The organism is Gammaproteobacteria bacterium (genome assembly GCA_033720895.1).
GTDB lineage: Bacteria > Pseudomonadota > Gammaproteobacteria > Natronospirales > JAJUFS01 > JAWWBS01.
In genome coordinates, this window is the sequence record JAWWBS010000001.1 from 45970 (window position 1) to 66973 (window position 21004).

Genomic DNA, 21004 nt, shown 5'->3' on the forward strand with positions numbered 1-21004 from the left:
TGAGAACGGGCGGTATTATGCCTGAAACGCCTGCCTGAAACGAAAGCGCCCGGCGTATGCCGGGCGCGTCGTGATTGCAGGTCAGTTCAGAGAGCGGTCAATGTGACTCGGCGGGATCCCCGGCAGCATCATCCTTGCCACCGGCCTCGTCACCTGCCGTGGCGCCACCGCTCGGCGGCGTGTTGCTCCAGTCAGCGGGCGGTCGCGGCTCCTTGCCTTCCATGATGTCCTTGATCTGGTGCGTATCGATGGTCTCGTACTTGATCAGGGCCTGGGCCATGGTTTCAAGCTTGTCGGCCTTGTCCTTGAGAATCTGTTCCGCACGCTGGTAGTTCTTGTCGATGATGGCGCGGATTTCCTCGTCGATGTCACGCTGGGTATAACCCGACACGCTCGAACCCTTCGACGCCATCGAGTGGCCAAGAAACACCTCGCCCTCGTCTTCCTCGTAGGTCAGCGGACCCATCTTTTCCGACAGGCCCCACTTCACCACCATGTTCTTGGCAATGGCCGTGGCCCGCTCGATATCGTTCGAGGCACCGGTTGTTACCGCGTCCTTGCCGAAGATCTGTTCCTCGGCAATGCGCCCGCCGAACAGCGAGCAGATGCTGCTTTCCAGGCGACGCTTGGAATAGCTGTAGCGGTCCTCTTCGGGCAGGAACATGGTCACACCCAGCGCACGACCGCGAGGAATGATGGTGACCTTGTAGACCGGATCGTGATCCGGCACCGACAGGCCGACAATGGCGTGGCCGGCCTCGTGGTAGGCCGTCAGCTTCTTCTCGTCATCGGACATCACCATGGAGCGACGTTCCGAGCCCATCATGATCTTGTCCTTGGCCTTCTCCAGCTCTTCCATGCTGACCGCCTTGCGGTTGGCACGGGCGGCAAACAATGCGGCCTCGTTCACCAGGTTGGCGAGATCCGCGCCGGAGAAACCCGGGGTGCCGCGGGCAATGATCGAGGGGCTGATCCCCTCGGCCGTCGGCACCTTGCGCAGGTGCACTTTCAGGATCTGCTCGCGACCGCGCACATCCGGCAGCGGCACCACGACCTGGCGGTCGAAGCGACCGGGGCGCAGCAGCGCAGGATCGAGCACGTCGGGGCGGTTGGTTGCCGCGATGATGATCACGCCTTCGTTGCCTTCGAAACCGTCCATCTCGACCAGCAACTGGTTCAAGGTCTGCTCGCGTTCGTCATGGCCACCGCCAAGACCGGCGCCACGATGACGACCGACCGCATCGATCTCGTCGATGAAGATGATGCACGGCGCATGCTTCTTGGCCTGCTCGAACATGTCGCGCACGCGGGACGCACCCACGCCAACGAACATCTCGACAAAGTCGGAACCGGAGATGGTGAAGAACGGCACCTTGGCCTCGCCCGCAATGGCGCGCGCCAGCAAGGTCTTGCCGGTACCCGGGCTGCCGACCATCAGCACGCCACGCGGAATCTTGCCGCCGAGGCGCTGGAACTTGCCGGGATCACGCAGGAACTCGACCAGCTCGACCACTTCTTCCTTGGCCTCTTCCACGCCGGCCACATCGTTGAAGGTGACCCGGACCTGGTCTTCGCCCATCAGGCGGGCCCGCGACTTGCCGAAGGACATGGCGCCCTTGCCGCCGCCGCCGCCCTGCATCTGGCGCATGAAATACAGCCAGACAGCGATGAACAGCAGGATGGGACCGAAGTTGAAGAAGATCGATGCCAGGGTGTTCGGCTCGGGCTCCTTGGCCGTGATCTGCACGCCGGAATCTCGCAGCTCGCCGATCAGCACCGTGTTGTCGGTCTCGGGGCTGTAGGTCGTGAAGGCATCGCCGTTGTTGTAGCTGCCCGAGATCTTGCGGCCCATGGGACCCTCGAAGCGCACGTCGGCGACGTTGCCGCGCTCGACCTGGCTCATGAATTCGGAGTAGCTGAGGTTCTCGGGTGCATTCTGGCTGGTACCCAGCTGGTTGAAGACCAGCATCAGCGCCACCAGGATGGCGGCCCAGAGAATCATTGTGCGTGCAGTATCGTTCAAGGGAAGAACCTCTCAGAACCCGCTGATTTAGCGGGAATTTTACAGAACAGGCGTCGGTCTCTCAGACCTTAGACAGTACTACAGGCGGTAGTTCCGGGCCAAGAGATACACCTCCCGGCTGCGACCACGCGAGGCCTTTGGCTTGCGCGTGACTACCGTCCCGAATTTCGAGCGGAGCTGCCTCAGGTATTCGTCAAAGCCCTCGCCCTGGAAAATCTTGGTCAGGAAGCTGCCACCGGGCCGCAGGACCTTTTCGGCCAGGTCCAGCGCCAGCTCGGCCAGGTACATGGATTTCGGCTGGTCGATGGCATCCATACCACTCATATTGGGGGCCATATCGGAAATCACAAGGTCCGGACGATCATTTCCGAGGGTGTCCAGCAGGCGCGCCAGCGGCTCGTCATCGGTGAAATCGCCCTGCAGGAATTCCACACCGTCCATTGGCTCCATGTCCAGGATGTCCAGGGCCAGCAGGCGGCCCTTTTTCCCCAGCTTTTTCACCACGTACTGGCACCACCCGCCCGGCGCCGCGCCCAGATCGATCACCGTCATGCCGGGCTTGAATAGCCGGTCTTTCTGGTCGATTTCTTCCAGCTTGTAAACCGCACGCGAACGCCAGCCCTCGGCCTGCGCACGTTTCACGAATTCATCGGAAAAGTGCTCGGTCAGCCAGCGGGAAGAACTCTTGCTGTGGCGGCGCTTGGGCATGATGCCATTCTCTCAATATTTCAGACGCGCTGTGGTCGGAATTTCGTCGTACAGGACTGCGGCATGGTAGGATGCCCGCCTTTCCGGACATCATATTGACGGCGACCATCATGACCAACCCGACCCTGACCGAAAAACAGCGCAAATTCCTGAAGGGACTCGCGCATGACCGCAAGGTCATCGTGCAGACGGGAGCGAACGGCCTGACCGAAGCGGTGCTGCGTGAAATCAGCCTGGCACTGACCGCTCACGAGCTGGTCAAGGTAAAGGTGCTGGCTGGCGATCATGCCGACCGTGATGCCATGGTGGACGAGATCGTCGACGAGACCGGCGCCATCCTGATCCAGCGCATCGGCCATGTGGCGACCTTGTTCAAGCGCAATCCTGACGGCGCCAAGATCGACCTGCCGAAGAAGTAAGCCCTAGAGGTATTTCACCTCGAGGATTTCAAAGTTCTTTTCGCCACCCGGCGTATTGATCGTCAGCTCGTCACCTTCCATCTTGCCGATCAGGCCACGGGCAATCGGCGAGCTGTAATTGATCAGGCCGTTCTTGATGTCGGCCTCGTCCTCGCCAACGATCTTGTAAGTGATCTCTTCGTCCGTATCGACGTTCAGCAGATCGACGGTCGCGCCGAAAATCACCTTGCCTCCGGCATTCACTGCTGTCACGTCGATGACCTCGGCATTCGACAGCTTGCCTTCGATTTCCTTGATGCGACCCTCGATGAAGGATTGCTGCTCGCGCGCTGCGTGATACTCGGCGTTCTCCTTGAGATCACCGTGCGCGCGCGCCTCGGCAATCGCCTCGATCACCTGCGGGCGATCCGTCGACTTCAAGCGTTTCAATTCTTCCTTGAGCTTTTCCGCGCCCTGGACGGTAATGGGTACCTTGTTCATGCCTCGCCTCCTTACGCGGTCTCGACGTATTCAGCATGCAGTGCCTGCAACCTGCTGACGTCGGCGCTGTCGATGTGATCCATGGCGATCGTGGTCGCCTTGGCGGCCGCAATGGTCGTGTAATACGTGACCTTGTGGTGCAGCGCCTCGCGGCGGATGGAATAGGATTCGATCACCGCCTGCTTGCCCTCGGTGGTGTTCACGATCAACGACACTTCATCGTTCTTGATGATGTCGACGACGTGCGGGCGACCCTCACGAACCTTGTTCACACCTTCACAGGCAACGCCAGCCGCATTGATGGCCTTGGCGGTGCCGTGCGTGGCGACCAGTTCGAAGCCGCGCTCGACGAGGATCTTCGCCAGTTCGACAGCGGCAGGCTTGTCCTGCTCGCGCACCGAAAGCAATGCCTTGCCACCGGTCGGCAAGCTGACACCCGAAGCGAGCTGCGCCTTGGCATAGGCCTCGCCGAAGCTGCGACCCACGCCCATGACCTCACCGGTGGACTTCATCTCGGGGCCCAGAATCGGGTCGACGCCCGGAAACTTGATGAACGGGAACACGGATTCCTTCACCGAGAAATATTTTGGCAGGCGCTCTTCGACAACACCCTGGCTCTTCAGCGTGGTGCCCGCCATGCAGCGCGCTGCGATCTTCGCCAGCGGCAGACCAATCGCCTTGGACACGAACGGCACGGTGCGTGAAGCACGCGGGTTCACTTCGAGCACGAAGATTTCCTCGCCGCGTACCGCAAACTGCACGTTCATCAGCCCGACCACGCCAAGCTCGCGCGCCATCGCCGCAGTCTGCACCTTGATTTCGTCCACGATCTTCTGGTCCAGCGTTGCCGGCGGCAGGGAGCAGCTCGAATCACCCGAGTGCACGCCCGCCTGTTCGATATGCTCCATCACGCCGCCGATCACGACATCCTTGCCATCGCAGATGGCATCGACATCGACCTCGACCGCTTCATCCAGGAAACGGTCCAGCAGCACCGGTGACTTGTTCGAGACGCTGACCGCCTCTGTCATGTAGCGCCGCAGGTCGTCTTCGTTGAAAACGATTTCCATGGCACGACCACCCAGCACGTACGACGGGCGAACCACCAACGGAAAGCCGATTTCGCGCGACAGCTCGACGGCCTGCTCTTCCGAGCGCGCCGTGCGGTTCGGCGGCTGCTTCAGTTTCAGTTTGTCGATCAGCTGCTGGAAGCGTTCGCGGTCCTCGGCCAGGTCGATGGAATCCGGCGTGGTGCCGATGATCGGCACGCCGGCGGCTTCCAGGTCACGCGCCAGCTTCAGCGGCGTCTGGCCGCCGTACTGAACGATCACGCCCTTGGGCTTTTCCTTGGCAACGATTTCCAGCACGTCTTCGAGCGTCAGCGGCTCGAAGTACAGGCGATCGGAAGTATCGTAGTCGGTCGACACGGTTTCCGGATTGCAGTTGACCATGATGGTTTCGTAGCCGTCTTCGCGCATGGCAAACGCGGCATGCACGCAGCAATAGTCGAATTCGATGCCCTGGCCAATTCGATTCGGACCGCCACCCAGCACGATGATCTTTTCCTTGTCGCTCGGCTCGCTTTCGCACTCTTCTTCGTAGGTCGAATACATGTATGCCGTGGTCGTATCGAACTCGGCAGCGCAGGAATCGACCCGCTTGTAGACAGGACGGACTTCCAGCTCGTGACGTTTCGCGCGCAATTCGCTTTCTTCGACGCCCAGCAACTGTGCCATGCGACTGTCGGCAAAACCCTTGCGCTTCAACCTCAGCATCAGGTCCTTGTCGATGCCCTTGAAACCGGTTTCCTGCAAGTGCTTTTCGTGCAGGATCAGGTCCTCGATCTGCGCCAGGAACCACGGATCGATGCTGCAGATGTCATGCACCTCCTCGAGGCTCATGCCGGCACGAAAGGCATCGCCCACGTACCAGAGGCGGTTCGCTCCCGGATAGCGCAGTTCGTTGCGCAGCTTTTCAAGCGCTTCTTCGCTGGAGAGATCACCCAGCATTTCGTTGAAACCGTCAGTCCCGGTTTCCAGGCCGCGCAGCGCCTTGTGCAGGGACTCCTGCAGGGTGCGACCGATAGCCATGACCTCGCCCACCGATTTCATCTGCGTGGTCAGCTTGTTGTTGGCCTGCGGGAACTTCTCGAAGGTGAAGCGCGGCACCTTGGTGACAACGTAGTCGATGCTCGGCTCGAAGGACGCCGGCGTGGCACCGCCGGTGATGTCGTTCTGCAATTCGTCCAGGGTGTAACCGACCGCCAGCTTGGCCGCGACCTTGGCAATCGGGAAGCCGGTTGCCTTGGAGGCCAGCGCCGAAGAACGCGACACGCGCGGGTTCATCTCGATGATGATCATGCGGCCGTTTTCCGGGTTGATGGCGAACTGCACGTTCGAGCCACCCGTCTCCACGCCGATCTTGCGCAGCACCGCCAGCGAGGCGTCGCGCATGATCTGGTATTCCTTGTCGGTCAGGGTCTGTGCCGGGGCCACGGTGATGGAATCACCGGTGTGCACACCCATCGGATCGAGGTTCTCGATGGCACAGATGATGATGCAGTTGTCCGCCCTGTCGCGGACCACTTCCATTTCGAATTCCTTCCAGCCGAGGATGGACTCCTCGATCAGCAGCTCGTTGGTCGGCGAAAGATCCAGGCCGCGTTCGCAGATCTCGATGAATTCGTCACGGTTGTAGGCGATGCCACCACCGGAACCACCCATGGTGAATGACGGGCGGATGATGGTCGGGAAACCGATTTCCGCCTGAACCGCCAGCGCCTCGTCCATGGAATGCGCCAGCCCGGCGCGACAGCTGTCGAGCCCGATCTCGGTCATGGCGGTCTTGAAGCGATCGCGGTCCTCGGCCATGTCGATGGCGTCACGCGAGGCGCCGATCATTTCGACGCCATGCTTCTCCAGCACGCCTTCACGGTACAGGTCCAGCGCGCAGTTCAGCGCGGTCTGGCCACCCATGGTCGGCAGCAGTGCATCGGGCTTTTCCTTCTCGATGATCTGCGCGACATGCTTCCAGTGGATCGGCTCGATGTAGGTGGCATCGGCCATTTCCGGATCGGTCATGATGGTGGCCGGGTTGGAGTTGACCAGGATGACCCGGAAGCCCTCCTCTTTCAGCGCCTTGCAGGCCTGGGCGCCGGAGTAGTCGAACTCGCAGGCCTGGCCGATGACGATCGGCCCGGCGCCAATGATCAGGATGCTTTCAATGTCGGTGCGTTTCGGCATTGTCTTCCTTCCGTGAGGCTGCGTTGCAGTCTGCTAGCTAATCGTTGTCAGTTCAGGACGTGGTCTTGCCGCGGGCGGCAGCCATGTCACGAATGAAGCGCTCGAACAGCGGCTTGATGTCATGCGGTCCCGGGCTCGCTTCAGGATGACCCTGGAAGCCGAAGGCCGGTCGGTCGGTCAGCGCGATACCCTGCAGGCTCTGGTCGAACAGCGAGCGATGCGTCACCGCGACATTGTCCGGCAGCGAGTTCGCATCGACCGCGAAACCATGGTTCTGGCTGGTGATCATCACCCGGCCGGTTTCGATATCCAGCACCGGGTGGTTGGCGCCATGGTGGCCGAACTTCATCTTTTCGGTCTTTGCACCGGCTGCCAGGCCGAGAATCTGGTGCCCCAGGCAGATGCCGAACACCGGCAGGCGGTCACCGAGGAACTTCTTCGTCGCCTTGATGGCGTATTCGCAAGGCTCCGGATCGCCGGGACCATTGGACAGGAAAACGCCATCGGGCTTGAGGGCAAGCGCGTCCTCGGCCGAGGTCTCGGCCGGCACCACGGTGATCCTGCAACCCAGGTCGGCCAGGATGCGCAGGATGTTGCGCTTCACGCCGAAGTCGTAGGCCACCACGTGGAAGCCGGAACCCTGGCGCTCTGGATGCGAGTCGTCCATCAGGTCCCAGGTACCTTCCTTCCAGGCGTAGCTCTTGGCAGTGGTCACGACCTTGGCAAGGTCCATGCCTTTCAGGCCGGGAAACTCCTTCGCGAGTTGCAGCGCGGCGTCAACGTCCGGCTCGCCCTTTTCATCGGCGGTCATGATGCAGCCGTTCTGGGCACCCTTGCTGCGCAGCAGGCGCGTGAGGCGGCGGGTGTCGATGTCGGCAATGGCGACTGTGCCCTGGGCTTCCAGGTACTCGGACAGCGAGCCCGCGGCGCGCCAGTTGGAATGCAACAAGGGCAGGTCGCGAATGATCAGGCCGGCAGCCTGCACCCCGGCGGCTTCTTCATCGCCGTCATTGGTGCCGGTGTTGCCGATATGGGGATACGTGAGAGTGACCAGCTGCTTGCTGTAGGACGGGTCGGTGAGAATTTCCTGGTAACCGGTCATGGCGGTGTTGAAGACCACCTCGCCGACCGTGGAGCCTGCGGCCCCGATGGATTTGCCGTGAAAGACACTGCCGTCTTCCAGTACCAGGATGGCGTTGTTCGCTGTGCCCGACGTGTCCAAGCTGACCTCCACAAGAGCGATTCCGGACGGGATGCGCGTCTGGCGCGCATACGGAAAGCGGGAGGGATCGAAATCCTTCCCGCTTGATGATCAGCAAAATCTGCGCTGGATCGGAGGGATTTTACCGGAGGGTACCGGGAGTGTCCACGAGAGTCGGCGCCTTGCAGGGCTGTTTGGCGCTTATTCTTTCAGCTGCAGCAGGTCGTCCAGGCCATACAGGCCGGCCGGCTGCTCCACCAGCCAGCGAGCAGCGCGCAGCGCACCGCCGGCAAAGGCACCTCGGTCCCGGGCACCGTGCCCCAGGCGAATTTCCTCAGCAGCGCTGACCAGTCGCACATCGTGCTCGCCGACGATCTCGCCGGCGCGAATGCTGTGAATGGCGATGCGATCCTTGCTGCTGTCGTCCCGCGAGCCGGTGCCGCCGGTGGCAATGACCTCGTCCAATTGCTGGCCGCGGGCGGTGGCAACGACCTCGCCCAGCGCGAGCGCGGTACCTGAGGGGGCATCGACCTTGTGGCGATGGTGCGATTCGACGATCTCCACGTCCACGCCCTCGCCCAGTCGCGACGCGACCTCGGCCAGCGCGTGGCGCAACAAGGCAATGCCGACACTCATGTTGGCGGCATGGAAGACGGGGACCTCTCTTGCATACCCGGCCAGGGCGCCCAGCTGCTCGTCGCTGCAACCGGTGGTACCGGAAACCAGCGGCTTGCCGGCAGCCACGCAGGCCTTGGCGATATCCAGCAGGGTTTCGGGACGGGAAAAGTCGATGGCGATGTCGACAGCCTGGATGAAGGCCTCGAGATCATCGGTGACTGTCACCTTGGGCGGCAATTCCGCGGACTGCCCGGACCGCGACCAGGCCGCCACGAGCTCGAGCCCGGCCCGCTCGCCAGCATGGGCGCCGTCAAGCAACAAACCGCATACGGCCTTGCCCATGCGGCCCGACGGCCCGATCACGCCGACTTTGATGGGTTTTGCCACGCTGCCCCCCGGCATTCAGTGTTGGTGGCCAAATCCTACTGGGATTCCGTCACCCGTGCCACGCACGGGCCAGGACCTCAGTCCTTGAGGTTGTCGAAAAAGGACTTCACGCCATCCAGCCAGGACGTCTTGCGCGGGCTGTGGCGATCGCCACCATCCTGCAGGGAGGCCTCGAACTGCTCCAGCAGCTCCTTCTGCTCCTTGTTCAGCTTGACCGGCGTTTCCACGCTCAACTTGCAGAACAGGTCACCGGTCGAATGGCTGCGCACCGACTTCACGCCCTTGCCCTTGAGGCGAAACACCTTGCCAGCCTGGGTCTCCGGCGGAACCTTCAGGGTCACGCGACCGTCAAGGGTCGGCACCTCGATCTCGCCGCCCAGCGCGGCCGTCGCAAAACTGACCGGCACCTCGCAGTTCAGGTCATCACCCTCGCGCTGGAAGATCCGGTGCGGCTTTACCACCACTTCGACGAACAGGTCGCCTGCCGGGCCACCGTTCTCGCCAGCCTCGCCCTCGCCCGTCAGGCGAATGCGATCACCGGTATCGACGCCGGCCGGGATCTTGACGGAAAGGTTGCGCGTCTCGCGCTGGCGACCGGCGCCCTGGCAATCGGTGCAGGGCTCGTCGATGATCTCGCCGGCACCGCGGCATTCCGGGCAGGCCTGCTGCACCGAGAAGAACCCTTGCTGCATGCGCACCTGGCCAACACCGTTACAGGTGCCGCAGGTCTTCTTGTCCGAGCCCGGCTTGGCACCGGAACCCGAGCAGGTGTCGCAGCTGGCCATGCGCGGCACGGTGATTTCCACCGTGTCACCGAATACCGCCTGCTCCAGCGTCAGCGGCACTTCGATGCGGAGGTCGGCGCCACGATACACGCGTCGCCCCCCGCCACCGCGACGACCACCGCCGCCAAAGATGTCACCGAAGATATCGCCGAAGATGTCGCCGAAGTCGGCACCGCCGCCACCGAAGCCGCCGCCACCGAAACCGCCCTGCGAGGGATCGACACCGGCATGACCGAACTGGTCGTAGGCGGCGCGCTTCTGCGCATCGGAAAGGACTTCGTAGGCTTCCTTGGCTTCCTTGAACTTCTCGATGGCAGCTTCATCATCCGGGTTGCGGTCCGGATGGTATTTCATGGCCAGCCGCCGGTACGCCTTTTTCAGTTCGGCATCCGATACGGTCTTCTCGACCCCGAGAACTTCGTAGTAATCACGTTTGGCCATTTAACCCTGCTCTTTGCTTCTTCCGTTTGTTGTCCGCTTTTCCAGCTGGCTTTCGTTACACGCCGAAAGCCCGGCCCCGCATGCACCGTGATGCAGGCGAAGCGCGGGCTTTGCAGCAGGCGAGGAACGACTTACTTCTTGTCGTCTTCGCCCTTCACTTCCTCGAACTCGGCGTCGACCACGTCGTCGCCCTGCTCGCCACCGGCTTCGCCGGCAGCACCTTCGGCGCCAGCTTGCGCCTGGGCATCGGCATACATCTGCTCGGCGAGCTTGTGCGAGACTTCGGTCAGTGCCTGGGTCTTCTGCTCGATGGCTTCCTTGTCGTCGCCCTTGAGTTCTTCCTTCAGGTCTTCGATGGCCTTCTCGATCTTTTCCTTCTCGTCAGCCTCGACCTTGTCGCCGGCTTCCTTCAGCGACTTCTCGACGGCATAGACCATCTGGTCACCGGTGTTGCGCGCGGTGACGAGTTCCTGGAACTTCTTGTCCTCGTCGGCATGCGCCTCGGCGTCCTTCACCATCTGTTCGACTTCCTCGTCGGACAGGCCGGAGCTGGCCTTGATGGTGATCTTCTGTTCCTTGCCGGTGGCCTTGTCCTTGGCGGACACGTTCAGGATGCCGTTGGCATCGATGTCGAAGGTGACTTCGATCTGCGGCGTGCCACGCGGCGCCGGCGGGATGTCGGTCAGGTCGAAGCGACCCAGCGACTTGTTGCCCGAGGCCTGCTCGCGCTCGCCCTGCAGCACGTGCACGGTGACGGCCGGCTGGTTGTCCTCGGCCGTCGAGAACACGTTCGATGCCTTGGTGGGGATCGTGGTGTTCTTGTCGATCAGCTTGGTCATGACACCGCCCATGGTCTCGATACCGAGCGACAGCGGGGTCACGTCCAGCAGCAGCACGTCCTTGACGTCACCGCCGAGTACGCCACCCTGGATGGCCGCGCCGATGGCAACGGCTTCGTCCGGGTTCACGTCCTTGCGCGGATCCTGGCCAAAGAAGTCCTTCACGGCTTCCTGCACCTTCGGCATGCGGGTCTGGCCGCCAACGAGAATCACGTCGGTGACTTCGGAGGCAGACACGCCGGCATCCTTCAGTGCGACCTTGCACGGCTCGATGGTGCGCTTGATCAGGTCCTCGGTGATGGACTCGAGCTTGGCGCGCGTCAGCTTCATGTTCAGGTGCTTCGGACCGGATGCATCGGCCGTGACGTACGGCAGGTTAATCTCTGTCTGGCTGGAAGACGACAGCTCGATCTTGGCGTTCTCGGCAGCTTCCTTCAGGCGCTGCATGGCCAGCGGATCCTTGCGCAGGTCCACACCCTGCTCCTTGTTAAATTCTTCCGCAAGGTAATCGATGATGCGCTTGTCGAAGTCCTCGCCACCGAGGAAGGTGTCACCGTTGGTGGCCAGCACTTCGAACTGGTGCTCGCCGTCGACTTCGGCAATTTCGATGATGGACACGTCAAAGGTGCCGCCGCCGAGGTCATAGACCGCGATCTTGGCGTCACCGCGCTTCTTGTCCATGCCGTAAGCGAGCGCCGCAGCGGTCGGCTCGTTGATGATGCGCTTCACCTCGAGACCGGCGATCTTGCCGGCGTCCTTGGTGGCCTGGCGCTGCGAATCGTTGAAGTAGGCCGGCACCGTGATCACGGCTTCGGTCACTTCCTCGCCCAGGTAGTCCTCGGCGGTCTTCTTCATCTTCTGCAGCACGCGTGCGGAAATCTCCGGCGGCGCCATCTTCTTGCCGTTCACTTCGACCCAGGCGTCTTCGCTGGAATCGGACTTGACGATCTTGTACGGCACCATGTCGACGTCCTTCTGGACGATCTTGTCGTTGAACTCGCGACCGATCAGGCGCTTGATGGCGTACAGGGTATTGGTCGGGTTGGTCACCGCCTGGCGCTTGGCCGAGGCACCGACCATCACTTCGCCGTCCTTGTTGAAGGCAATGATCGACGGCGTGGTGCGATCACCTTCCGAGTTTTCGATGACCTTGGTCTTGCCGCCATCCATGATGGCGACACAGGAATTCGTGGTTCCCAGGTCAATACCGATAATGCGTCCCATGATGTCTCTCCGTAGTACGTTGATGCTTGTTGTCGGCGAGCCTCGCCCGCCTTCGAATCTGTTGATGACCCTTAGATAAGGTCGGCTCGGCGGCTTTCAAGGGCCGCTGAACATTCATTTCTTTCCCGTCATCACTCCGGCGCCTTGGCAACCAGCACGCGGGCCGGGCGCACGACGCGGCCGTTCAGCAGGTAACCCTTCTGCACGACCGTGAGAACGGTGTCAGGCTCGGCGTCTTCCGAGGGCTGGGTGGCCATGGCCTCGTGAAATTCCGGGTTGAAGACCTCGCCTTCCGGCGACACGGTCTCGACCCCGAAACGCTCCAGCACCTGCTGGAACTGCTTCAAGGTCATTTCCGTGCCCTCGACCAGCGCACCGGCCTGGTCCTTGGCGTCGGATGCCGCGCTCAGGCCCATTTCCAGGGCGTCGATCACCGGCAGCAGTTCGGCAACGAAGCGCTCCAGCGCAAACTTGCGCGCCTGTTCCACGTCGCGTGCCGAGCGCTTGCGCAGGTTTTCCATCTCCGCGGCGGTACGCAGGTACTGGTCGCGGAACTCGTCGGCCCTGGCTTCGGCTTCTGCCAGCGCTGCGGCCACGGGGTCTTTTTCCGCTTCCACGCCCGCTTCGTCGTTGGCCGCAGCGGCAGAGGATTCCTGCGGCTCCGGCTCTGCCGGGGTGCTCGTTTCTTCGACGTTCTCGTTCGGGTTCTCGTTCTGGGCTTCTGGCTTGTCAGCCATGCTCGACTCCATTTCTTAATTCAAAAAAAGTTATTCCGACCCCATGCGGGCCGGTGATGCTCGAAAAATGGGGACGCCAGCCGGCCATCACAAGGGCCGACGGCAAAAAAACCGGTCGAAATCAGCTCTTTTTGGGGTTCAACGCCGCTGTCAGCAGCTTCGAGGTGACATCGACGATCGGTATCACCCGCTCGTAGGCCATGCGGCTCGGGCCGATGACAGCCAGCACCCCGACCTGGTCGTCATTCACCGAGTAAGGGGCCGAGACCAGCGACATGTCATCCAGCGGCTCGTAGCCGGACTCCTCGCCAATGAAAATCTGCACCCCGTCGGCCGAGACGCACTGGTCCAGCAGGTGCAGCAGGTCACGCTTGGTGTTGAAGGCCTCGAACAGCTGGCGGAGCTTGTCGACATTCGACAGCTCGGCAAATTCCATCAGGTTGGTCTCGCCGGCCAGCACGTAGCCGGATTCGCGATCCACCGGCGACTTGACCATTTTCTCGGCGAGCTGGATGGCCGAGCTCATCTGCTGGTTCATGTGTTCCCGGGCCCGGCCCATTTCTCGCAGGATGTGTTCTCGAATCGAAGACACATCGCGACCGGAAAACTCGGAATTCAGGTAATTGGCCGCTTCGATCAGCTCGGCCTGGGAGTAGTCACGATCCAGCTGGATGATGCGGTTCTGCACCTCCTGCTCGTTCATCACCAGGATGGCCAGCACGCGGCGATCGGACAGCGGGAGGAACTCGATATGTCGCCAGGCACTGCGGTTGCTTTTCGGTACCGTGACCAGGCCGGCCATGTGGGTGAAGGACGACAGCATCTTGGACGTGGATTCGACCAGTGCTTGCGAGTCCATGCCCTCGTCGCGCATGTGATTCTGCAACTTGAACATCTCGCTGGCCGACAGCGGTTTGACCGTCAACAGCGCGTCGACGAACAGGCGGTAACCCTTGGCGGTCGGCACGCGGCCCGCCGAGGTGTGCGGCGAACGCACCATGCCGAGCTCCTCGAGGTCAGCCATGATGTTGCGAATGGTCGCCGGGCTGAGATCCAGCGCCGAGTCGCGCGCCAGGTTGCGGGAACCCACCGGCTCGCCGTCGCGGATGTAGCGCTCGACCAGCGCCTTCATCAGGTGCTGGGCACGCTCCGAAAGCTGGCCGTCGGGACCCTGCGTTGGTTCCTGTCGCTTTCTCGCCATGTGAATCTGGCACTCCGTGGGTTCGAGTGCCAAAATTATCGGCGCTTGCCGGCATTACTTCAAGAATTCCGACCACTTGCCCTCGCCGGGGCGCTATTGAGCATCCTCAAGCTCTGCTAACATCCGGGCGCATGAGCCAGCAATCCACACAGTCTCCCGATGCCAAGAGCTTCCAGCGCATTGCGCTGTTTGCCAAGCACGACAACGCCCTTGCCCTCGATATTGCCCGAACGGCGATCGACCACCTGGCACCTCGCAAGCTGGAGCTTTGTGCCGACCGCGAACTCTCGGCCAACATGCCCGCTGCCGACCTGTCCGACGCTGCGCCCGAGACCGCCGACCTCGCCATTGTCATTGGCGGTGACGGCACCCTGCTGCACACGGCTCGACAGCTGGCACCGCATGGCGTGCCGATTGTCGGTGTGAATGCCGGACGCCTCGGTTTCCTCGCCGACATCCCGCGCGAAGCATTGACCACCACGCTGGACGACCTGTTTGCCGGCAAGTTCATATCCGAAACCCGCCACATGCTGCGGGCAGAGGTCTTCCGTGCCGATGGCAAGGTCGACTGGACCGACAAGGCCTTGAACGATGTGGTCGTCCAGAAGCGCGATGTCGGTCGCATGATCGAATTCGAAACGCACATCGACGGCAATTACGTCTGCACCCATCGCGCCGATGGCCTGGTGGTATCGACCCCGACCGGCTCGACGGCCTATGCACTTTCTGCAGGTGGCCCGATCGTGCACCCGGCGCTGGACGCGATTGCGATCGTGCCGATCTGTCCGCACACCCTGTCCGATCGACCGCTGGTGATCGGTGGCGAGGCCGACGTCGACATCGTCATGCGCCAGGCCGATGGCTCGGGTGCGCAGGTCGTGCTGGACGGCCAGGAAAGCTCGCCGCTGGCAGCAGGCGATCGCGTGCGCATCTCCCGCGCGGAACGTTCGCTGCAATTGCTGCACCCGGCAGGACACGATTATTACCACCTGCTCAGGCACAAGCTGCACTGGGGCCGTGACCATGACAGCGGCAAGGAACGATAGGTAAATTACCCGGATGCTTACACACGCTCACATCACCGACTTCGCCATCATCGAATCGCTGGAACTGGATTTCGATCTCGGCCTGACCTGCCTGACCGGCGAGACCGGCGCGGGCAAGTCCATCCTGATCGATGCGCTGGGCCTGGCGCTCGGTGACCGTGCCGATGCGACCACGGTGCGCGCTGGCGCAGACCGTGCGGAAATTTCCATTGGCTTCGACCTCTCCGACCAGCCCTTGGTGCAGGCCTGGCTGGAAGAAAACGAACTCGAAGATGATGGCGGCGAATGCCTGGTGCGCCGAACCGTGACCAGCGAGGGCCGCAGCAAGGCGTGGATCAATGGCCGTGCCGTACCGATGCAATCGCTCAAGGCATTGGGCGACGCGCTGGTCGACATCCATGGCCAGCACGAGCACCAGTCATTGATGCGCAAGGAAGCCCAGCGCGAACTGCTGGACAGCTACGCCAACCACGGCGAGCTGCTGGAAAAGACGGCAGCCGCTCACGCCAACTGGAAAAAAGTCCGCGAAGAACTGACGCGGCTGCGCGACAGCCAGCAGGAAAGCGACGATCGTCGCGACCTGCTGCGCTTCCAGGTCGGCGAACTCGATGCTCTCGCGCTGGATCCGAAGGAACTTCCGGAGCTGCAAAGCGAACAACATCGCCTCGCCCATGCCAGCCGCCTGACGGAGGGCACGCAGCGCGCGTTGGACAAGGCCTATGAAAGCGAGGACGGCTCGGCCTATTCCCTGCTCGCCGATGCGGTTGACGAACTGAACGAACTGGCCGATTTCGACGACGCCCTGCAACCGATCTCGGAAACACTGAATTCGGCGATGATCACCCTGCAGGAAGGCGCGGAAGAATTGCGTCGCTATGCCGGCAAGCTGGAACTCGATCCGGAACGCCGTGATGAAATCGAAGCGCGACTGGTGTCCATCCAGGAACTGGCGCGCAAGCACCGCACCGCAGCTGCCGAACTTCCCGAGCTGGCCGACGCCCTGCGAACGGAACTCGATAGCCTCGACAATGCGGAAGAGCGGATTGCCGAGCTCGAAGCCGGACTGGAGAAAAGCGAGCAGGCCTACCTCGCAGCAGCCGACGCACTGCGCGCATCGCGCCAGAAAGTCGCAAAACAGCTGGGCGACGATGTCAGCAAGATCATGCAGGAGCTTGGCATGTCCGGTGGTCGTTTCGAAATCGCGGTCGAACCGGATGCCAAGGACCGCTTCCTGGCACACGGCCGCGACCAGGTCGAATTCCGGGTCAGCGCCAATCCCGGCCAGCCGTTGAAGCCGCTGGCAAAAGTCGCCTCGGGCGGCGAGCTGTCACGCATCTCGCTGGCCATCCAGGTGATCGCCTCGAATGCCTCGAACATGCCAGTGATGATTTTCGACGAGGTCGATGCTGGTGTCGGTGGCGGCATTGCCGAGCTGATCGGCCGGCGCATGCGCGCGCTGGGCAAGGAGCGCCAGGTGTTCTGTGTCACCCACCTGCCGCAGGTCGCAGCGCAAGGGCATCATCACTTCAAGGTGGAAAAGACCGCCGGCAAGGACGAGACCCACACGGGTATTCGCAAGCTGGACGACGCCACCCGCATCGAGGAGCTGGCGCGCATGCTGGGCGGCGTGAACATCACCGACACCACGCTCGATCATGCCCGCGAGATGATCAAGGCCGCCACGAACTGAGCAGCCAGGACATCAGGCAATAGAAAAGGCCGCTCCGGATCGTCTCCCGGGAGCGGCCTTTTTCATGCTGATATCACGATCCTATTTCTTCAATTCCTTCCGGCATTCCGGGCAGATACCGTAGATGTAGAGCGAGTGGTCGGTCATCTCGTAGCCCGCCTCCTCGGCAATCTGGTGCTGGCGCTTTTCGATGGTTTCGTCGACGAACTCGTCGACCTTGCCGCACTTCACGCAGACGATGTGGTCATGATGCTCGCCCTCGTTGAGCTCGAACATCGAGTGTCCGCCTTCGAAATGATGCCGGGTCACCAGGCCCGCGTCCTCGAACTGGGTCAGGACACGGTAGACCGTGGCCAGGCCGATTTCCTCGCCGGAATCCAGCAAGGCCTTGTAGAGGTCCTCGGCGCTCATGTGGCGCGGTTCGGCGCCATCGAGAATCTCCAGGATCTTCATCCTGGGCAGGGTGACCTTCAATCCGGCTTTCCTTAAATCCTGGCTTTCCACGGTGATTTACCTGCCTGGCGGGACCAGCATGGGGGCTGGCCGGTGAATTGTGGAACTCTGGTGGCAATTGCCGACCGCCGCTGGCCAGCCCTTACCCTGTCCGGTATTATCCCCGACCTCTGCAGGAACGCAACACGCCCACGGGCCAATTCCTGACCAATCAGACTACACCTGTCGAGGACCATCATGCGCCAGGCGCTCAACAAGATCATGCTGCCGCTGCTGACCGCTGCCCTGCTGTCGGGCTGCGTCTACCGCCAGGACATCCTGCAAGGCAACGTCCTGCTGGACCGCGATATCGAGAAACTGGAACTCGGCATGAGCCGCGAACAGGTGAAGTTCATTCTCGGCACGCCGATGGTTGCGGACCCCTATCATCCGGATCGCTGGGACTACCTGCTGTATGTCGATTCGATGAAGGAAGAACGTGATCGCTACCGTCACATGGTGATGTACTTCGGCGCCGATGGCCTCGAGCGCATCGAAAAGCGCGGTGGTTTCGATGACGAGAGCATGGCAAGTGAAGTCCCCAAGGCCGGCTTCGAAGAAGAAACCGAGGAAAACCCGACCACCGAATGAAGGTGGAACGGTACCGAATCGAAAAAAGGACGCCACGGCGTCCTTTTTCTTTGCCCGCTTTCGCCAGAACTAGCTGGCCGAGGACTTCTTGCCCATGGTCTTGCCCTCCGCGGCAAGGCGCCGCCGGACCTCCTTCGGGTCGGCTTTCAGCGGACGATAGATTTCCACGCGGTCGGCCGGTCGCAGCTCCCGGTTCGGCGGGCACAGCTTGCCAAACACGCCGAACTTTGCAGACGCAAAATCGATCTCGGGGAACAATTCCTGGATTCCTGAAAGCTCGGCGGCTTGCAGCGCTGTCGTACCGGGCGCAACCCGGAGACTGATGATTTCCTGGCGCTCCGGCGTGGCGTAGGCGACTTCGACGGCAATCGTTTCCGGCGCGGTCGTGCTCATGGCTCAGGCACCTGCCTTGTTGCCGTAAACCACCTGCGCCCTGCGGACAAAGGAATCCAGCATGGTGTCGCAGATCTGGTTGAACACGGGGCCGAGCATCATCTCCAGCATGCGGCTGGCAAACTTGAACTCGAGATGCAGGGAGACCTTGCAGGCATCATCGCTCAGCGCCTGGAAATGCCAGCTGCCGGCAAGCTCCTTGAAGGGACCGTCGACCAGGGCGAGCTCGATGCGCTCGCCCGGTGTCAGGGTATTGCGGGTAGTGAAGGCACGATTGAAACCGCCCTTGGCGATTTCGATCGAGGCCAGCATGTGCGAATCCGAGGATTCGAGCACTTCCGACCGCTTGCACCACGGCAGGAACTCCGGATAGCGGGCGACGTCGTTCACCAGGTCGAACATCGCCTGCGCCGGAAAACCTACCAGGGCGCTGCGGTTGACTTCACGCACTTCAGCCGAGCTTGCCCAGCAGGCCAGTCGCGTTCAGGAACACGATGACCAGCGCGATCGGCGCCAGGAAGCGGATCAGGAAGCTCCACACGTTGTAGCGGAAGCCGGTACCCATCTCCAGCTCTTCGACCGTCGAGCTCTTGCACATCACCCAGCCGGCAAACAGCGCGATCAGCAGGCCGCCCAACGGCAGCATGATGTTCGACGTCAGGTAGTCCATGTTGTCGAACCAGGTGCCCGCCATGAACTGGTACTCCTCGCCGGAGAACACGTTGAACGACAGCACCGAGCCGATACCGATCACCCAGACGACAGCGCCGACCAGCATGGCGGCCTTGCGACGGCTCATGTTGTGATTCTCGACCAGCCGCGCGCAAGCCGGCTCGATCAGGCCGATGGATGACGACCAGGCTGCGAAAATCAGCAGCACGAAGAACAAGGTGCCGAACACCTGGCCACCCGGCATGCTGCCAAAGGCCAGCGGCAGGGTCTTGAAGATCAGTTCCGGGCCGGCGCCAGGGTTCAGGCCGTGCTGCAGCACGATCGGGAAGATGGCCAGGCCAGCAAGCAATGCAACGGACGTGTCCGCAAAGACCACCGTCAGCGACGTCTCGCCGATCGAGGAATCATCAGGCAGGTAGGCACCGTAGGCCATGATGGCGCCCATGCCCAGCGACAGCGAGAAGAAGGCCTGCCCCATCGCGGCAAGAATCGTGCCGCCGGTGACCTGGCTGAAGTCGGGCTTGAACATGTAACCCATGGCGTCGGCAAAATGCTCGGTGCTCATGGCATAACCAACCAGCACCAGCAACAGGATGAACAAGGCCGGCATCAGGTACTTCACTGCAGCCTCGAGACCCTGCTCCACACCGCGCGCAACCACGAACACGGTCAGTCCGATGAAAATGGTGTGCAAGGCCAGCAACCAGGGCCAGCTCGCCATGAGGTCGTCGAACTCGGTATTCACCACCGCCTTGGTGGCGTCCGTGAACACGCCAGCCGCCGTATCCCAGGCATAGAAGAAGGTCCAACCGGCGATGACGCTGTAATAAGAGAGAATCAGGACGCCAGCCAGCACGCCCATCCAGCCGACCAGCTGCCACCAGCCACCACCGGCTTCTTCTTCAGAGAGCAGTTTCATGGTGTTGATGGGGTTGCGACGACCACGACGACCCAGCAAGGCCTCGGCCATGAAGATCGGCAGGCCGATGGCCAGCACGCACGCCAGGTAGATGATCACGAAAGCACCGCCGCCGTTCTCGCCGGTCATGTACGGGAACTTCCAGATGTTGCCAAGACCCACGGCTGCGCCGGTGGCTGCCAACACGAAGGCCATGCGCGAAGACCACTGGCCGTGCAAAGACTCACGTCGTGCCATGTATCACCCCTTTGATTTCAGGCATCGTCGGAAAGTGCGGGATTGTGGTCGAAATCGCCGCCATGCTCAAGCGGCCAGCCCATGAAATGACCGCCAGCCACTCTGGACGCAGGCCGCCAGCCGGCTGATATACTCCGCGCCATGACGAAAAAGGGAAAAAAGGACGGCGGCAGCACCATCGCGCTGAACAAGAAGGCGCGCCACGACTACTTCATCGAGGAGCAGTTCGAGGCCGGTATTGCGCTGGAAGGCTGGGAGGTCAAGGCACTCAGGGCCGGTCGGGCCAGCATCACCGAAGCCTATGTCACCGTGAAGAACAACGAGATCTGGCTGCTCGGCGGGCAGATCACGCCCCTGCCCCAGGCCTCCACCCACAAGAATGCCGATCCGACCCGCACCCGCAAGCTGCTGCTGCATCGCCGCGAGATCGACACCCTGATCGGCAAGGTCGACCGCGCGGGCTACACCCTGACGCCGCTGGCACTCTACTGGAAGAAGGGCCTGGTCAAGCTCGACATCGGCCTCGCCAAGGGCAAGAAACAGCACGACAAGCGCGAAACGAAGAAGAACCAGGACTGGGAGCGCCAGAAGCAGCGCTTGATGCGCCATAGCTCCTAACCCGGTTCCTGCCGGCTGGCCTCTTGAAATCCTGCGGGCTG

Annotated in this window: 19 protein-coding genes; 5 read left to right on the plus strand and 14 right to left on the minus strand. The window is 61.9% G+C overall.

Annotated elements, in window-relative coordinates; all coding sequences use genetic code 11:
• Positions 1–97: 97 nt before the first annotated feature.
• Together ftsH and rlmE are read right to left on the minus strand one after the other, a co-directional pair.
• Positions 98–2023 (minus strand): ATP-dependent zinc metalloprotease FtsH, encoded by a 1926-nt coding sequence (ftsH, locus tag R3217_00235; protein ID MDX1453863.1) that lies wholly within the window; start codon positions 2021–2023, stop codon positions 98–100.
• A gap of 78 nt (positions 2024–2101) precedes the next feature.
• Complete coding sequence (gene rlmE / locus R3217_00240) at positions 2102–2731, minus strand: 23S rRNA (uridine(2552)-2'-O)-methyltransferase RlmE (protein ID MDX1453864.1); 630 nt, start codon at positions 2729–2731, stop codon at positions 2102–2104.
• A gap of 110 nt (positions 2732–2841) precedes the next feature.
• On the opposite strand from rlmE, the gene yhbY reads away from it, so the two are divergent.
• A complete protein-coding gene (gene yhbY / locus R3217_00245; GenBank protein MDX1453865.1) occupies positions 2842–3150 on the plus strand; it encodes a ribosome assembly RNA-binding protein YhbY in 309 nt (102 codons plus the stop codon).
• Positions 3151–3153: 3 nt separating this feature from the next.
• On the opposite strand, the gene greA is transcribed toward yhbY, so the two are convergent.
• From greA to hrcA, 8 genes are all read right to left on the minus strand, one after another.
• Positions 3154–3630, minus strand: coding sequence for a transcription elongation factor GreA (gene greA, locus R3217_00250; protein MDX1453866.1), 477 nt, complete (start codon positions 3628–3630; stop codon positions 3154–3156).
• Between the two features lie 11 nt (positions 3631–3641).
• Positions 3642–6872, minus strand: a complete 3231-nt coding sequence (carB, locus tag R3217_00255) for a carbamoyl-phosphate synthase large subunit (protein ID MDX1453867.1) — start codon at positions 6870–6872, stop codon at positions 3642–3644.
• 52 nt (positions 6873–6924) lie between these two features.
• Complete coding sequence (gene carA, locus R3217_00260; GenBank protein ID MDX1453868.1) at positions 6925–8094, minus strand: glutamine-hydrolyzing carbamoyl-phosphate synthase small subunit; 1170 nt, start codon at positions 8092–8094, stop codon at positions 6925–6927.
• Positions 8095–8274: 180 nt separating this feature from the next.
• The gene (gene dapB / locus R3217_00265) at positions 8275–9078 is read right to left on the minus strand and encodes a 4-hydroxy-tetrahydrodipicolinate reductase (protein MDX1453869.1); all 804 of its coding nucleotides are present in this window, start codon (positions 9076–9078) and stop codon (positions 8275–8277) included.
• Positions 9079–9155: 77 nt separating this feature from the next.
• A complete protein-coding gene (gene dnaJ / locus R3217_00270; GenBank protein ID MDX1453870.1) occupies positions 9156–10304 on the minus strand; it encodes a molecular chaperone DnaJ in 1149 nt (382 codons plus the stop codon).
• Between the two features lie 131 nt (positions 10305–10435).
• The gene (gene dnaK / locus R3217_00275) at positions 10436–12367 is read right to left on the minus strand and encodes a molecular chaperone DnaK (GenBank protein MDX1453871.1); all 1932 of its coding nucleotides are present in this window, start codon (positions 12365–12367) and stop codon (positions 10436–10438) included.
• 131 nt (positions 12368–12498) lie between these two features.
• Positions 12499–13104, minus strand: a complete 606-nt coding sequence (grpE, locus tag R3217_00280; GenBank protein MDX1453872.1) for a nucleotide exchange factor GrpE — start codon at positions 13102–13104, stop codon at positions 12499–12501.
• A gap of 121 nt (positions 13105–13225) precedes the next feature.
• Positions 13226–14305, minus strand: coding sequence for a heat-inducible transcriptional repressor HrcA (gene hrcA / locus R3217_00285; protein ID MDX1453873.1), 1080 nt, complete (start codon positions 14303–14305; stop codon positions 13226–13228).
• A gap of 131 nt (positions 14306–14436) precedes the next feature.
• Here hrcA and R3217_00290 point away from each other — a divergent pair, with 131 nt between their 5' ends.
• Positions 14437–15351 carry an NAD(+) kinase gene (locus tag R3217_00290; GenBank protein ID MDX1453874.1) on the plus strand — a complete coding sequence of 305 codons (915 nt, stop codon included), beginning with the start codon at positions 14437–14439 and terminating at the stop codon, positions 15349–15351.
• A 13-nt stretch (positions 15352–15364) separates the two neighbouring features.
• Entirely contained in the window at positions 15365–17041 is a 1677-nt protein-coding gene (gene recN, locus R3217_00295) for a DNA repair protein RecN (GenBank protein MDX1453875.1), read from the plus strand.
• A gap of 81 nt (positions 17042–17122) precedes the next feature.
• Here the strand turns inward: recN and fur are convergent, their stop codons facing one another.
• The gene (gene fur, locus R3217_00300; GenBank protein ID MDX1453876.1) at positions 17123–17545 is read right to left on the minus strand and encodes a ferric iron uptake transcriptional regulator; all 423 of its coding nucleotides are present in this window, start codon (positions 17543–17545) and stop codon (positions 17123–17125) included.
• 186 nt (positions 17546–17731) lie between these two features.
• Between fur and bamE the strand changes: the two genes are divergently transcribed.
• Positions 17732–18124 carry an outer membrane protein assembly factor BamE gene (gene bamE, locus R3217_00305; GenBank protein ID MDX1453877.1) on the plus strand — a complete coding sequence of 131 codons (393 nt, stop codon included), beginning with the start codon at positions 17732–17734 and terminating at the stop codon, positions 18122–18124.
• 69 nt (positions 18125–18193) lie between these two features.
• Here the strand turns inward: bamE and R3217_00310 are convergent, their stop codons facing one another.
• The 3 genes from R3217_00310 to R3217_00320 are packed head-to-tail and all read right to left on the minus strand — an operon-like array spanning position 18194 to position 20345.
• Positions 18194–18517, minus strand: coding sequence for an RnfH family protein (locus tag R3217_00310; protein ID MDX1453878.1), 324 nt, complete (start codon positions 18515–18517; stop codon positions 18194–18196).
• 3 nt (positions 18518–18520) lie between these two features.
• On the minus strand, positions 18521–18967 hold the full coding sequence (locus tag R3217_00315) for a type II toxin-antitoxin system RatA family toxin (protein ID MDX1453879.1): 447 nt from the start codon (positions 18965–18967) through the stop codon (positions 18521–18523).
• 1 nt (position 18968) lies between these two features.
• Entirely contained in the window at positions 18969–20345 is a 1377-nt protein-coding gene (locus tag R3217_00320) for a sodium-dependent transporter (protein MDX1453880.1), read from the minus strand.
• A 141-nt stretch (positions 20346–20486) separates the two neighbouring features.
• On the opposite strand from R3217_00320, the gene smpB reads away from it, so the two are divergent.
• Complete coding sequence (smpB, locus tag R3217_00325; GenBank protein MDX1453881.1) at positions 20487–20963, plus strand: SsrA-binding protein SmpB; 477 nt, start codon at positions 20487–20489, stop codon at positions 20961–20963.
• The last annotated feature ends 41 nt before the right edge of the window (positions 20964–21004 follow it).

Excerpts from the sequence above, each read along its gene's own strand:
- rlmE (MDX1453864.1), bottom strand. The coding sequence starts at position 2,731 with ATGCCCAAGCGCCGCCACAGCAAGAGTTCTTCCCGCTGGCTGACCGAG.
- yhbY (MDX1453865.1), top strand. The coding sequence starts at position 2,842 with ATGACCAACCCGACCCTGACCGAAAAACAGCGCAAATTCCTGAAGGGA.
- greA (MDX1453866.1), bottom strand. The coding sequence starts at position 3,630 with ATGAACAAGGTACCCATTACCGTCCAGGGCGCGGAAAAGCTCAAGGAA.
- carB (MDX1453867.1), bottom strand. The coding sequence starts at position 6,872 with ATGCCGAAACGCACCGACATTGAAAGCATCCTGATCATTGGCGCCGGG.
- dnaJ (MDX1453870.1), bottom strand. The coding sequence starts at position 10,304 with ATGGCCAAACGTGATTACTACGAAGTTCTCGGGGTCGAGAAGACCGTA.
- dnaK (MDX1453871.1), bottom strand. The coding sequence starts at position 12,367 with ATGGGACGCATTATCGGTATTGACCTGGGAACCACGAATTCCTGTGTC.
- grpE (MDX1453872.1), bottom strand. The coding sequence starts at position 13,104 with ATGGCTGACAAGCCAGAAGCCCAGAACGAGAACCCGAACGAGAACGTC.
- hrcA (MDX1453873.1), bottom strand. The coding sequence starts at position 14,305 with ATGGCGAGAAAGCGACAGGAACCAACGCAGGGTCCCGACGGCCAGCTT.
- R3217_00290 (MDX1453874.1), top strand. The coding sequence starts at position 14,437 with ATGAGCCAGCAATCCACACAGTCTCCCGATGCCAAGAGCTTCCAGCGC.
- recN (MDX1453875.1), top strand. The coding sequence starts at position 15,365 with ATGCTTACACACGCTCACATCACCGACTTCGCCATCATCGAATCGCTG.
- bamE (MDX1453877.1), top strand. The coding sequence starts at position 17,732 with ATGCGCCAGGCGCTCAACAAGATCATGCTGCCGCTGCTGACCGCTGCC.
- R3217_00310 (MDX1453878.1), bottom strand. The coding sequence starts at position 18,517 with ATGAGCACGACCGCGCCGGAAACGATTGCCGTCGAAGTCGCCTACGCC.
- R3217_00320 (MDX1453880.1), bottom strand. The coding sequence starts at position 20,345 with ATGGCACGACGTGAGTCTTTGCACGGCCAGTGGTCTTCGCGCATGGCC.
- smpB (MDX1453881.1), top strand. The coding sequence starts at position 20,487 with ATGACGAAAAAGGGAAAAAAGGACGGCGGCAGCACCATCGCGCTGAAC.